Annotated in this window: 12 protein-coding genes, 1 tRNA gene and 1 pseudogene; 4 read left to right on the top strand and 10 right to left on the bottom strand. The window is 63.8% G+C overall.

From position 1 onward, the window contains the following. Window positions 1-4: 4 nt before the first annotated feature. Together MAMT_RS07360 and MAMT_RS07355 are read right to left on the bottom strand one after the other, a co-directional pair. Window positions 5-502, bottom strand: a complete 498-nt coding sequence (locus MAMT_RS07360) for a TQO small subunit DoxD (RefSeq protein WP_142660338.1) — start codon at window positions 500-502, stop codon at window positions 5-7. After that, window positions 499-1410 (bottom strand): GntR family transcriptional regulator, encoded by a 912-nt coding sequence (locus tag MAMT_RS07355; protein WP_142660337.1) that lies wholly within the window; start codon window positions 1408-1410, stop codon window positions 499-501. The genes MAMT_RS07360 and MAMT_RS07355 overlap by 4 nt, the downstream gene beginning before the upstream one ends. Before the next feature lie 63 nt (window positions 1411-1473). Between MAMT_RS07355 and MAMT_RS07350 the strand changes: the two genes are divergently transcribed. Beyond that, window positions 1474-2325: a hypothetical protein gene (locus MAMT_RS07350; protein WP_142660336.1), complete on the top strand. Its 852-nt coding sequence runs from the start codon at window positions 1474-1476 to the stop codon at window positions 2323-2325. Between the two features lie 5 nt (window positions 2326-2330). Then, window positions 2331-3404, top strand: coding sequence for a tRNA preQ1(34) S-adenosylmethionine ribosyltransferase-isomerase QueA (gene queA, locus MAMT_RS07345; RefSeq protein WP_142660335.1), 1074 nt, complete (start codon window positions 2331-2333; stop codon window positions 3402-3404). On the opposite strand, the gene recD2 is transcribed toward queA, so the two are convergent. The 3 genes from recD2 to MAMT_RS07330 form a co-directional block, all read right to left on the bottom strand. Then, window positions 3394-5604 (bottom strand): SF1B family DNA helicase RecD2, encoded by a 2211-nt coding sequence (recD2, locus tag MAMT_RS07340; RefSeq protein WP_142660334.1) that lies wholly within the window; start codon window positions 5602-5604, stop codon window positions 3394-3396. The two genes, queA and recD2, sit on opposite strands and share 11 nt — an antisense overlap. A gap of 81 nt (window positions 5605-5685) precedes the next feature. Beyond that, on the bottom strand, window positions 5686-6984 hold the full coding sequence (locus MAMT_RS07335) for a phospholipase D-like domain-containing protein (protein ID WP_142660333.1): 1299 nt from the start codon (window positions 6982-6984) through the stop codon (window positions 5686-5688). 13 nt (window positions 6985-6997) lie between these two features. Next, window positions 6998-8299 (bottom strand): phospholipase D-like domain-containing protein, encoded by a 1302-nt coding sequence (locus MAMT_RS07330; RefSeq protein ID WP_142660332.1) that lies wholly within the window; start codon window positions 8297-8299, stop codon window positions 6998-7000. Window positions 8300-8501: 202 nt separating this feature from the next. On the opposite strand from MAMT_RS07330, the gene MAMT_RS07325 reads away from it, so the two are divergent. Then, window positions 8502-8575 (top strand) — tRNA-Arg (locus tag MAMT_RS07325). Window positions 8576-8918: 343 nt separating this feature from the next. On the opposite strand, the gene MAMT_RS07320 is transcribed toward MAMT_RS07325, so the two are convergent. From MAMT_RS07320 to MAMT_RS07305, 4 genes are all read right to left on the bottom strand, one after another. Continuing rightward, complete coding sequence (locus MAMT_RS07320) at window positions 8919-9242, bottom strand: helix-turn-helix domain-containing transcriptional regulator (protein WP_142660361.1); 324 nt, start codon at window positions 9240-9242, stop codon at window positions 8919-8921. A gap of 41 nt (window positions 9243-9283) precedes the next feature. Further along, window positions 9284-9601 (bottom strand): type II toxin-antitoxin system RelE/ParE family toxin, encoded by a 318-nt coding sequence (locus MAMT_RS07315; protein WP_142660331.1) that lies wholly within the window; start codon window positions 9599-9601, stop codon window positions 9284-9286. Window positions 9602-9648: 47 nt separating this feature from the next. Continuing rightward, on the bottom strand, window positions 9649-9882 hold the full coding sequence (locus tag MAMT_RS11670) for a DUF3363 domain-containing protein (RefSeq protein WP_374729437.1): 234 nt from the start codon (window positions 9880-9882) through the stop codon (window positions 9649-9651). A 119-nt stretch (window positions 9883-10001) separates the two neighbouring features. Further along, on the bottom strand, window positions 10002-11345 hold the full coding sequence (locus MAMT_RS07305; RefSeq protein ID WP_342799829.1) for a linear amide C-N hydrolase: 1344 nt from the start codon (window positions 11343-11345) through the stop codon (window positions 10002-10004). A 141-nt stretch (window positions 11346-11486) separates the two neighbouring features. Between MAMT_RS07305 and MAMT_RS07300 the strand changes: the two genes are divergently transcribed. Further along, window positions 11487-12755: a DEAD/DEAH box helicase gene (locus MAMT_RS07300; RefSeq protein ID WP_142660329.1), complete on the top strand. Its 1269-nt coding sequence runs from the start codon at window positions 11487-11489 to the stop codon at window positions 12753-12755. Window positions 12756-12791: 36 nt separating this feature from the next. On the opposite strand, the pseudogene MAMT_RS07295 reads toward MAMT_RS07300, so the two are convergent. Then, window positions 12792-13051: pseudogene (locus tag MAMT_RS07295) on the bottom strand (hypothetical protein); the annotation flags it as partial.

Here is a 13051-nt window from a genome sequence, read left to right as displayed (position 1 = left end):
CGCTCTACGCGGACGGATCCCTCTTTTTGGGCGGGAAGAGCCAGTGGTCCACGCCCCAGCATCGGCCTGCATTCGCCGAGCCGAGGATCAGGAAGATCGTCAGGAGCAGAAGACCCAGATTCCGCTGGCAGAGACCCATCCAGAAGTCGGCCAGAAAGTAGTTGCCCGCCAGAAAGAATCCCGCAAAAGAAGCGAAGCGGGCCAAGAGCCCGAGCGCCAGCGCGAGCCCGAGCAGGAGCTCTCCCCAAGCCACCAGGGAGGCAAAGAGGCGGCCGTTGGGAATCGCCGTGTGGTAGAGAAAGGCGCGATACCAGCCGATCGGATTCTTCTGGGCGAACTCCAGAAGCCGCTTCGGCAGAGCTTCCTGCCATCGTTCGGAAACCGCCGGGATCGGCAACCGTTCTCCCGTTCCTCCCCAACTCAACTTGTGGACTCCGCTTTCCACAAAAAGGAGCCCCATCAGGATGCGCAAGATCGCCAGCCAGCGCTCCGCAACCGTCATGCGCTCCTCCCCTCGGCCTCCTTCGCCCGGCCCTTGCCGTTCTGCTTGTCCCGGATGGGGGAGAAGACCGGAGCGAAGCTTCGCAGCGGCATGCCCACCGGCATCGTACCCCCTTCGTGCCGGCTGGCTCGTTCGAGCTCCACCTCGTAGACGACCCGGTCCGGACGATAGTAGCGCTTCTGAAAGTAGATCGGACGATCCTCCGACGTGTAGGAGAGCCGGGAAATCAGGAGCAGCGCCCGACGCTGCCCGACCCCCAAGGCTTTGGCCACCTCCGGATCGGCTTCCACCGCCTCGATCCGGTAGTGACCGCGCAGGATCGGGATGCCATGGCCCGCGCCCAGGATCCGGTAAATCGTCTCCTTCGTCAGGTCCCGTCCCTCGAGCATCTTGCCGTATTTGCTCGGGAGCCAGGTCTGGTCGAGCGCAATCGGTTGCCCATTGCCCAGCCGGACCCGGTCCAGGCGGAAGCAGGACTCTCCTTTCTTCAGTCGAAGGCAGGAAGCGATCTTGACGCTGGATTTCTCGGGGCCTTGAAAGAGGAGGAGCGAGCTCGGCTCCACCCCGGCGTTCGTCATATCCTCGGCAAAATCGGTGAGGCGCACGAGCCCCTGTCGCAGGCGGGCGTTCGTGGCAAAGGATCCGACGCCCTGCCGGCGAAAGATGAGGCCGTCACCTTCGAGCGTCTGAAGCGCCCGTCGAACCGTGATGCGGCTCACCCGGAACCGCTCCTGGAGCTCCTTTTCCGAGGGAAGCCGCTCCCCCTGGGCATAGCAGCGCGACTCGATCTGATCGCGCAGCCAGATGGTCAGTTCCTCGTGACGAGGCAGCGATCGCTTTGCGTCCGCCCTCTTCCCAATCCTTTTCTTGGTCTTGCTCCCCGTCGCACGGCTTCCCTTTGTCTTCATGCAGTCCTCTTTTTCGGATTGCTCATCTTGACATCAAAAGATGTAATTACAATATTTTTCCTCATGACCGCTCCGGCAACTCCACGCGCCCTTCTCGGCTTTTCCCTGGCTTCCACGCTGCTCGCTGCCTTTCTCTCCTTCGGAGGGCAGGCCGCCGCCCAGGAAGAAGAGGAAGTTTTTACCCAGAAAGAAGTCGAAACGGAAGCCCGGCGCTACATCGAGGAGAAGAGCCAGGCAAACCAGGGCGTCTTCCCCTTCCCGGATCCGGTCGCCAACCGGACGATTCCCCTTCTCTTCGATCACATCCGGTTGGTCCGCACGCTCTCCGGCTACGGCTACTTCGCCGCGGTCGATTTCCACGAAAAGGGGTTCGAGCCCCCGAAACCCTATGAGCTCGACTTCTGGTACAAGCCGCGCGCCAAGAAGCTTGTCCTCATGGACATCCGCATCCACAAGCTTCCGCAGAAGGAGGGGGAGGGCTGGGTGCTGGTGAGCCGGCTTCCGGTCCCCTGGTGGTGGCTCCCGGTGAGCGAGCATCCCGGTCACACCGAGTACAAGCGGGCCTGGGAGGTCAAGGCCGCCATCCATGAGTACCTCGCCGATAAGATTCGCGAAGGCGGCGGGATCCTCCGGATCAAGGACGAGAAGACCGGACAGGAGATCCCCTTGGAGTTCGTCGAGATCCACAATCCGGTACGCCGCATCCCGGACAAGGACTACTTCGCCTGCACCGACTTTCGGGAGAAGGGCGAGCCGGAAAAGTTCTACGACATCGACTTCTGGCTGGCGGAAAGGAACGGCAAGCTCGTCGTCGACCAGGTGAAGATTCACAAGGCCCCCGAAAAGGAAGACGGCCATTGGATCCAAGTCGAGCGCTACTCGTTTGAGGCGGACAAGCCGACCATCGTCCCCTAGCCCGCATGTCTCACACAGTTCATGCCGGAGGCGGAGCGGTTGGGCGCGGCACGCTTATCGATCGATCCGTTCCGGATCTCGCTCCCTACTCCTTCGTTCTTCCCGAGGAGCGGATCGCGCTGGCCCCCACCTCCGATCGGGCCGAAGCCCGGCTGATGCTCCTCGATCGCCGAAGCCGCTCGATCTCGCACCACCGGATCCGCGATCTCCCCACCCTGCTCGATCCGGACGATCTCCTGATCCTCAACGACTCCCGGGTCATCCCGGCCTATCTTCCCTGCCGGGAGCCGCAGGTCTCCTTCCTCCTCCTGGAGGAGCCGGAGCCTCTCCTCTGGAAAGCCCTCGCCGAGCCCGCCCGCAAGGCCTCGCTCGGGCGATCCCTTCTCTTCGTCTCCCATCCCGGAACGGCCGACGAAGAGAGGCTCACGGCGGAGGTCGTCGAAGTCGGCTCCCGCGGGGAGCGCCTCCTGCGCTTTTCCCATCCCTTCCTCCTGGAACGCTTCGGGAGCCCGCCGCTGCCGCCCTACATCCGCAAGCGACGCAAGCATGCTTCGGTCACACCGTCCTTCGATCTCGAGCGCTACCAGACCGTCTTCGCCCGCAGGCCGGGATCGGTGGCGGCCCCGACCGCAGGTCTCCACTTCACCCCGGGGCTCCTCGCCCGTCTCCCTCATGCCTTCGTCACCCTCCATGTGGGGCCCGGCACCTTCCGGCCGATCGGCCCGGAGGAGTGGCGGACCGGCCGCCTCCATCCCGAGCGCCTGGCCGTTCCGCCGGGACTGGCGGAGGCGGCGCAAGCCGCGCGTCGGCTCGTGGCCGTCGGGACGACCGTCGCCCGCGTCCTGGAAAGCGTCCCTGACCTCCGGGAGCGGAGCGGGACGACCGACCTCTTCCTTCGTCCTCCCTACTCCTTCCAGCGCACGGGCGCCCTCCTCACCAACTTCCACCTTCCCCGGTCGAGCCTCTTCCTGCTGGTCTCCGCCTTTGCCGGCCTCGATCTCCTCCACGAAGCCTACCGGGAAGCCGTCGCGTGCGGCTACCGCTTCTACAGCTACGGCGACGCCATGCTCATTCTCTGAGGACGGAGGCTTCCTCCGATACGCCGCACGCCCGCCGGAGCCTCGGCTCCAGCCGGGAGAAGCGGCGCTCGATCCGGTCGTTCTTGACCGCCACGGCAAGAGCCCGCCACTGGCCCACGAGGACGGCGAGCCGCTTGGCCCGGGTGAGCGCGGTATAGACGAGGTTCCGCTGGAGCAGAAGATACTGCTGCATCGCCAGTGGAAGGACCACGGCCGGAAATTCCGAGCCTTGCGACTTATGGATCGTGACCGCGTAGGCGGGGGCAAGCTCATCGAGCTCGCCGAAATCATACGCGACCTCCCGGCCCTCGAAGCGGATCCGGACGATCTGCTCCTCAGGATCGATCCCGGCCACCTCGCCGATATCGCCATTGAAGACCTCTTTCTGATAGTTATTCTTGATCTGCAATACCTTGTCTCGCAGACGGAAGCGCCAGCCGAATCGCTCGATCTCGCTCTCCCCCGGCTTCGGGGGATTGAGCTCCGCCTGCAGCCGCGTGTTGAGTTCGAAGACACCCAGGCTGCCCCGATTCATCGGACAGAGCACCTGGATGTCGCGAAGGGGATCCAACCCGAACTTCTTGGGGATGCGCGTCTTCACCATCTCCAAAACCGTTGCGGCGATCCGCTCGGGCTCCTCCCGCGACACGAAATAGAAATCCGACTCCTTCCCCTCCTCCCGCTCCGGCAAAAGACCCTGCCGCATCCGGTGGGCGGTCGCGATGATCCGGCTTTCCGCCGCCTGTCGAAAGACCTCCGTGAGCTCGGCGACGGGGACCACCCCGCTTCCAATCAGGTCCCGGAGCACCATGCCCGGCCCGACCGAGGGAAGCTGGTCGGCGTCCCCCACCACCAGCAAGCCCGCCTCCCGGGGAAGCGCCCGCAGCAGATGGGCAAAGAGGGGGAGATCGACCATCGAGCACTCGTCGACGACGAGCAGATCGCACTCGAGCGGACGAGCCTCGTCCCGGGCAAACCTTCCGGCCCCGGGCTGGACCTCGAGCAGCCGGTGAATGGTCTTGGCCTCTCTTCCCGTCGCTTCCGCCAGCCGCTTCGCCGCTCGTCCCGTCGGAGCGCAGAGAAGCATGCGCACTCCCTTGGCTCCCAGGATCAGGAGGAGGGTTTGTAAAAAGGTCGTCTTCCCGACTCCGGGGCCCCCCGTCACTACGAGCATCCGGCTCTCCCGGGCGCGCCGCAGGGCCACCTCTTGGCTCGCCGAGAGAGATTTTCCCGTCCGCCCTTGCGCCCATGTAAGCGCCTTCTCCCAGTCGATCGCCGGATAGCGCGGAGAGCCCAAGAGAAGAGAGCCGACCCGCTCGGCGATCCTCTCCTCCGCCCGCTTGAGATAGGGCAGAAAGGCCCAAGTCTCCTTCTCCCCCTCGAGAACGAAGTCCCCCTGCGCCACCGACCGCTCCATCGCCTCCCGCAGCCGCGGCTCCTCGAGTTCCAGCAGCTTCTCCGCGTTCTGGAGCAGGAGCGGCAGAGGCAGGGCGCAGTGGCCGGACTCGGTCGCCTCTAACAGCAGGTGGACTAAGCCCGCGCAGGCCCGATCGAGGGAATCTTTGGCAATGCCGACGCGCTCGGCGATCTGATCGGCGGTTTGAAAGCCGATCCCCGGAATGTCCCGGGCCAGACGGTAGGGCTGGGCGCGGACGGTTTCCACGGCCTCCGGCCCATAGATCTTGTAGATCCGCAGGGCGCGGCTGGTCCCGACTCCGTGGGAGTGGAGGAAGAGCATGATCTCCCGCACCGCCTTCTGCTCGTTCCAGGCCTCCTTGATCCTCCCCCTGCGCTTGGGCCCGATGCCCTCGACCTCCTCGAGTCTTGCCGACTCCTTCTCGATGATCTCGAGGATCTTCTCGCCGAACCGCCCGACGAGCTTCTTGGCGTAAACGGAACCGATCCCCTTGACCATCCCGCTTCCCAAGTACTTTTCGATTCCCTCCAAGGTCGTCGGCGGCGTCGTCCGAAGGGATTCGGCGCGAAACTGGAGGCCATGCTCCCGTTCCCGCACCCATCGTCCCCGGGCCGTGACCCACTCCCCGGCGCCGACCGACGGAAGAGCGCCGACCACCGGCACCAGCTCCCGCCGGCCCGCAATCTTAACCTTGAGGACGCAGAATCCCGTCTCCTCGCTGAAAAAGGTGACCCGCTCGATGAGACCGGAAAGGCTCTCGGACGGGGAAAGGGAAGCGGACACGGGACTCCTGTCGGGGAAGCTTGCGGCCAATGTGGGCGAAAACCAACGATTTTTCGCGTTCTCCGTTCCGCGCCCCGGCGTCTACATCAAGAAGCGCCAGAACGAGGCGAAGAACTCGTTTGCCCTCTCCCGGAAGTCCCGATGACGCCACGCGCCAAGAGTAACTTCCCGGGACCAGGAGATGTTCCGCTCGATGATGGCGCGGGCGGCCCCCGCGGTCTTTCCCCCGAAGACGATGGCATCGACCTCGTCGTTGTAGACCACGCTTCTCCGGTCGATGTTGGAAGACCCGATGGCGGTCCACGCTCCATCGATGGTCGCGAACTTCGCATGGAGCACCGCCCCCTCCACCTCCCAGATCCGGACGCCGGCTCCGAGCAGCCGCCCGTAGTCGGTTCTCCCCGCCGCGCGCACTTCCCGGTCATAGACGGGGGAGGGCAGGACGAGCCGGACGGCGACCCCGCGCCGAGCAGCCTGGGCCAACTCCTGAACCTCCTGTCGGGTGGGTACGAAAAAGCCGGTCGAGAGATCGATGCTCCGGCGCGCGATGTGGACCGCTTCCAGGAAGCTCCCATAATAGATCGCCTCATCCCGTCCGGGTCCGCTTCCGATCACCCGCACCCGCTCGCTTCCCACCTCGGCCTCCTTCGGAAAATAGCTCCTCCGCTCCATCACCGGCCCGTGCTGGCTCGACCAGGTCGCAAAGAAGAGACGCTGCAGATCGGCCACCGCCGGCCCTTCGATCCGGGCGGCGATATCGCTCCAGTAAGCGTGGCGAAAGTCACCCCGCGCGGCCGCCCGGGGATCCGAGTGATTCTCGTAGACCCGGGCGAGGTTCACGCCCCCGACGAAACCCACTCGGCCATCGACCACCAGGATTTTCCGATGATCGCGATCGTTCGCCTTGGTCACCTCGAGCATCGTCTCCGGAGTCAGCGGGCGGAAGACCAGAATCCGCGCGCCCGCCTTCCGCAACCGATCCAGGACAGCGGGATCCGTCCGGTAGGAACCGTAACCGTCGAGGATAATGTTCACCGCGACGCCGGAGCGGAGCTTTTGCCCCAGAAGAGCCTCGAGGCTCCTTCCCCCCACGCGGACATTCTCGAAGATGTAGTATTCCAAGTTGATGTGATCGTCTGCCTGCTCCATCGCCGCGAACATCGCCTCGAAGGTGCGCATACCGTCGGGCAGGAGCGTCACGCGGTTGCCCGACGCCACCGGGCGCGGGAACAAGGCCGCATCGGCGGCCAAGTTCTCTCGGAGCGCATCTCCGGGCGGATCCTCCCGGAGAACGATCTTCGGCGTCCGCGCACAGCCGACGAGCACGAGGAGGCAGAGGGCGAGTCCTGCCAAGCGGAGCTGCGCTTCGGTCTGGTGCATCGCGAAGGGGTTTCTACAGAAGGACGCGCCAGAGCGAGGCGAAGAACTCGTTCACCCGCTCGAAGACGTCCCGGCGTCGCCATGGTCCAAGCGCGATCTCCCGAGACCGAAAGATCCTCTCTTCGACGATCCCCCGGGCTGTGGAAGCCGTCTCCCTCCCCCAGACGATGGCATCGACTTCCTGATTGAAGAGAACGCTCCGCTCGTCGAGGTTCGACGATCCGACCGCGGTCCAAGCCCCGTCGATCGTGGCGAGCTTGCCGTGGAGCACCTCCTCGGGCATCTCCCAAATCCGCACCCCCGCTCGCAAGAGAGCCCCGTAATCCGCGCTCCCGGCAATCTCGATCACCGGATGGTAGAGGGCCGACGGCAGGACGAGCCGCACGGCGACGCCTCTCCGGGCCGCCTGAACGAGTTCCTCGACCATTTGACGAGTAGGGACAAAAGAGCCGGTGCAGAGATCGATCCTCCGCCGGGCCGCGTGGATCGCTTCCAGAAGCTGGATGTAGTAGAGCGCCCGATTCTCCTTCGGCGCGCTTCCGATCACCCGCACCCGCTCCTCTCCCGCCTTCGCGACCTTCGGGAAGTAGTCCTTCTCTACGACCGCCGGCCCCTTTTCTCTCGACCAGGTTGCAAAGAAGACCCGCTGCAACTCGACCACCGCGGGGCCCTCGATCCGCGCCACCAGGTCGTTCCAGAGCACGTGATGAAAATCCCTCCGCTGGACGGCGCCGGGCTCCGACTGGTTCTGGTAGACCGGGTAGAGATTGATCCCGCCCACGAATCCCACCTTGCCGTCGACCACCAGGATCTTGCGGTGATCCCGCTCGTTGATCGCATCGATCCGCAGGATCGTTTCCGCGTTGACCGGATGAAAGACGAGGACTCTTGCTCCCTCCTTCCTCAGTCGCTCCAGGACGGCGCGGCCGGTCCTATGGGAGCCGTAGCCATCCAGGATCACGTTCACCGCAACACCCGAGCGGAGCTTCTCGATCAGCAGATCTTCCAGGCTCCGACCGCGGACGAGCACATTCTCCAGGATATAAAATTCCAGGTTGATATGGTCCCGCGCCCCTTCCATGGCCGCAAAGAGGATCTCCAGCCATTCCGGCCCCCTGGACAGGAGGGTGACGCGATTGCCCGGCTTCGCCAAGCTCGGGCCGCCGGCCCCGTCAAGGATCGAATGGCTCGGAGGATCTCCGGGCGGATCGGCACCGAGGAGAACGTTCGGTACCGGCGCGCACCCCGCCAGTGTCAAGGAGAGCGAGGCAAGGGCCGCCAGCCTGGTGAGCAACTTCCCCTTCGTCCAGCCCATAGAGAAAAAGCGAGGGGATCATTCCGCCCGAGACGTCCCGAGAGCAAGCGTTTTCCCTCCTTCCGCTCGAAGCTCTTTGGCCCGAATCGGCCGGCGCCCCGCACCGGAGCCTTGTCCTCGCCTGCCGCTTCGCCTAAGCTAGTCCTGACGGATCCGGGCGTGCCAGCCTCGGCATCCCCGACCTTCTTGGCAAGCCGGAGACGGTCCCGTAGCTCAGCAGGACAGAGCAGCGCTTTCCTAAAGCGTTGGTCGGCCGTTCGAATCGGCCCGGGACCAACCAGACTCAAAGCGACTTACAGAAGCAGTTTCCTCTGGTGATTGCAACGTGACTTGCTTTTCCTAGCTCCCCGCTGAATGGAATGCCCGGAGGGGGCAGATTTGCCATTGAGGGATGGCAAGAAACGGTGTTCTTGCCATCCGTTTTCGACGGATTTTGTGCCCGGGGACTGGCTGCCAAGGATACTTCGATTCCGTCGATCCTTCTTGACGGCGGATTGCCGAGCTTGCCTCGCTTTTCCGATCCTTAGTGCATGGACGGGAACAGGCTTTTTGCGACGGCCCAACAGTTGGGTTCGTTGGTCGCCCAGTTCCCTTTCTTCGGGGGCGGCAATATCGCACGCTAACCTGCTTCGACTGCGTGCGCCTTGATCTCCACACCGAGCTTCTTCCGGACCACGCCGAGGATGACGGCGAGATTGTCCATCGTCGGATTGCCGCTCTTCGAGAGCATGCGGTGAAGACTCTTGGCGGGCTTTCCCGTCTCCACCGCAAGCGCTTCGAAGCCCACGGTCGCGTTGACGAGATCGCGCAGGACAAGACGCGCAGTATCGGCCTCCCCGTTGAGGAACAGCGTGGCCGCCTCGTCGAGCAGAGCCTTGGAAAAGTTCGGATCACGGCGGACGCGTTCGACGATCGTCTCCTCGAAATCCCGCGTCAGTACCATCTCGTTCACCTCTTCCCGCGCAGCCTTGCTGCTGCCGCCTTTCACTTCCGGTATTCTTCCCACATCACCTTCGCGCGCTCGATATCGGCCTGCTGGCGCTGCTTCGTGCCCCCGCCGAGCAGGATGATGAGCTTATCGCCGTCCTTGCCGAGGTAGATCCGGTAGCCCGGCCCCGAATCGATGCGATACTCACCAATGGTACCGATCCATTTCACCCGTGACAGGTTGCCCAGCTCGAGCCGTACTACCGCGCTTGCCGCCTTAGCGGCGGCTTGCGCATGCAGGCTATCGAACCAGGCCCGGTACGGGTTCGACCCATCCGCCCGGACATACTCGACGACGGTTGGCCCAACGCTCATATAGTCACATATATGTTACTATTAAGCAAGCCTTTCTTTCCTGCGGATCACGAGATCGATAGTCCGCGGCGCTGCCGGCCGAGCGTCCGGGAGATCGTCTCGCCACGCGCAACTCCAGAAACCTCCCTGCCGAGATTGCACTCGAGAACCGGCCGCCAAGGAAGGAGCGTAAACTCGCAGCTCTTCTCGATCAGCGCAAACCGGCCGCTGGCGAGGTCGAGCCGGTCCCGCTCCGCCGTCCGAAGCCTGCAGAAGAGGCTGAGCGCGAGATCAAGGACCAACCAGATTCGGAACACCTTAAAGAGGCCGTTGTCTCCGATGCTCGCAGCGGAACTTGCTTTCCCTCATCGCGGCGGTACGCCGAGCGCGGGCGGGAGGCCTCCCGCAAGCTCAGCACGGTTCACTCCTTGGGCAAGACCGGCAGGAACTGGAAAAGCTTGGAGGGCTTGAAATCCTTGAGGGCATCGCCCGAGTAAATCTCATTCGCTTCCAGCGGCAGCCGGAGCACAGGCGCGCCGACCTGAAAATCGGCCTTCTTCAGATCGACCCAGAAGGTATTGGGAGCGGTCACCGCGTCGTAGTAGTACTTCAGGTGTTTCTGGTCGGCCACGACACGCCAGCGCGTGTTCGATATATTCGGCTTGTCCGGCGTGGAAATACCGATGGGCACCGACACGTTGCGCATCACGCTCATCACCTCGGCAACGCCCTCGGCGGCATTGGCGGTCTTTGGGATCGCGTGGATGTAAAAAGAAGCCCGGGCGAAACGGTCGGCGGAACGGTTCGTGCCGGGTAAGAATACCGTGCCGCCGACTTGGTTCCAATACGATGCGAGCGCCAACTGTTGATCGTAGGCAGGCTCGTTGGTCATCACCTGATCGTCACGGCTGTGGTGGATGATCAGCTTGCCATCGATATACTCCAAGATCGCATTGTCCCCGCTTGCGTCCGAAATCGACAGATGGACGGTGGTGTAGATCTTGGTGCCCGGAATACGGTCAGACACTACCTGGAGCGGATGCTCCTGCATCGCTTGCACGGCCTCGTTCACCGTGGCGAAATTATCGAGAAAATACTGTACCCATAACGAAATACTCAACCGGTTGTCGGGATGTTCCGGTTCCGGATACTGGGAGCCCGGTAGCCAGAGCATGTTGGTTACCAACCCCTTCTCGTTCATGCCGTCCGCCGAGGCGATTCCGAAGGCGCTCACGACCACGCTGCCGTATTTGGACGTCCACTGGACCGAATGGGATCCGGCCCGTCCGTCATGATGGATGCCACGGGGAAGAATCCATAGGCTGGCGGGGATCGGCTCCTTCCAGTCCATGGTGCGTCCGGTGATGTTCAGGTCGTCCAATCCGTGATATTCGGCACGGGTGCAAGCACCCGAAGGGATCGCCAGACGAAACGTGATCGCCATGGCCAGCAATAGGCTTGGGTATCGGTGCTTCCTCATGATTCCCCCTCTGCGGGAACGAGATTGCTCCGGGTTGCGCCACCAGGGCTGCCGTTTCCAGAGCAGAATATTGGTGCCTCCCGACTTATGGAGGCGGGAGGTTGCCGATCGGTTCGCGCAGTCGGCGGTTGTCGCCGGCAAGGAAGCCGCGCTCATCGACTCGATGACATCACCTTTGGCCGTTTCGAGACGAGCCGCCTTCGCATCCTTATCCGGCGCAAGCGCGTCCAGAGTGCCAAAGAATGCGGCGAGGAGCCCATGCGCGGAGTCTACCGGAGGCGCCATACCAGGGGAAGCGCCAAAACCAACAAGCTTTCCATGAAACATGGTGAAGAAGCGTGCCGCCTGCTGAAGGGGGCCGGCCCCGCCGCCTTAGGAAAAGAAAACGTGCGCTTCCGCCCGCTCCATCGTAGTGTTGGTATCTTTATGCCTTTTCGCAACCTCGCTCTCAGCGCTCCCATCCTCCAAGCCATCGACGAAGCCGGATACACCGAGCCCACCCCGATTCAAGCGGCGGCGATCCCTCCCATCCTGGCGGGCCATGACCTCATCGGCATCGCCCAGACCGGCACCGGCAAGACGGCCGCCTTTTCGTGTCCCATCCTGACCAAGCTTTCCGAGCAGCCGCACCAAGGCCCCCGCCGCGCACCGCGGGCGCTCATCCTCGCACCCACGCGAGAGCTGGCCGCCCAGATCCAGGAAAACCTCCGCACCTACGGGAAGCATCTTTCCCTGCGGTCCGCCTCGGTCTTCGGAGGGGTGAGCGAGCGTCCGCAGATCGAAGCACTCCGCTCCGGCGTCGATCTTCTGGTCGCCTGCCCGGGCCGCCTCCTCGATCTCCACGGCCAAGGCTATGGGGACCTTTCGGCGATCCGCTATCTGGTCCTCGACGAAGCCGACCGGATGCTGGACATGGGCTTTCTGCCGGCCATCCGGCAAATTCTCCGGAAGCTGCCGCGGGAGCGCCAGACCCTTCTCTTTTCCGCGACCCTCTCCCCCGAAATCGAATCGCTCACCCGGGAGTTCCTGCGCTCTCCCCGCACGATCGAGATCGGCCGGCGGGCGAATCCGGCCCAGACGGTCACCCAGTTCGTCTACGAAGTCGCCCCCCATTTGAAAGCGGCCCTCCTCTCCCATCTCCTGCAGGATCCGAAGCTCGACACGGTCCTGGTCTTCGCCCGCACCAAGCACCGGGCCGATCGGCTGGCCCGCCAGATCGAGCAGACCGGAGTCAAAACGGTGACTCTCCATTCCAACCGCTCGCAGAGCCAGCGCACGCGGGCGCTCCGCGATTTCAAGGCGGGAGCCGCCCGCGTGCTCGTGGCCACCGACATCGCCGCTCGCGGAATCGATGTCGACGGAATCTCCCACGTCATCAACTTCGACTTTCCCCAATGCTCGGAGGATTACGTCCATCGGATCGGCCGGACCGGCCGCGCCCAAGCCATCGGCGATGCGATCAGCTTCGTGACCCCGGAGGATCGGGGCCCGCTCCGCTCCCTCGAGCGCTTCCTCGGACGCGGCATCCCCCGCAAGCAGGCCGAGGGCTTCAACCATGACGTTCCCGCCCCGGCAGTTGACCCAGAGCGGCAGCCGCAAGCCCGCTCCGAGCGGCCGTTTCGTCCGAGGCGATTCGCAGGTCCCGGAAGCCGTCCCGGAGGAAGAGCACCCCGGGGGCGCCGCTCGGCCGTCTAGGCGGATTGGTTCCCATGGGCGGGCCGCCCAAGACTGCTACGGAGTGCGAAGAGTCGGCGTTCCCTTTTCCTGGAGGACGACCTTCTCCTTTTCGAGGATCCCTCGGAAGGAGTCGCTCGCCTCGGCCCAGTCCAGCAGATCGACCTTCCAGGGCAGATCCGATTCCGAAAACGCTTCGGCCAGCTCGGCCATCCGGGCGATTCCGATCGGCCCTTCTCCGATGATCACCAGGTCTAGCCTGCATGTCTCACAAAGTTCGTACCCGAGGCGCGGCGGATGGGCCTGGATGCAAGGCG

The organism is Methylacidimicrobium tartarophylax, from assembly GCF_902143375.2.
GTDB lineage: Bacteria > Verrucomicrobiota > Verrucomicrobiia > Methylacidiphilales > Methylacidiphilaceae > Methylacidimicrobium > Methylacidimicrobium tartarophylax.
This window is presented reverse-complemented; position numbering and strand designations above follow the sequence as displayed.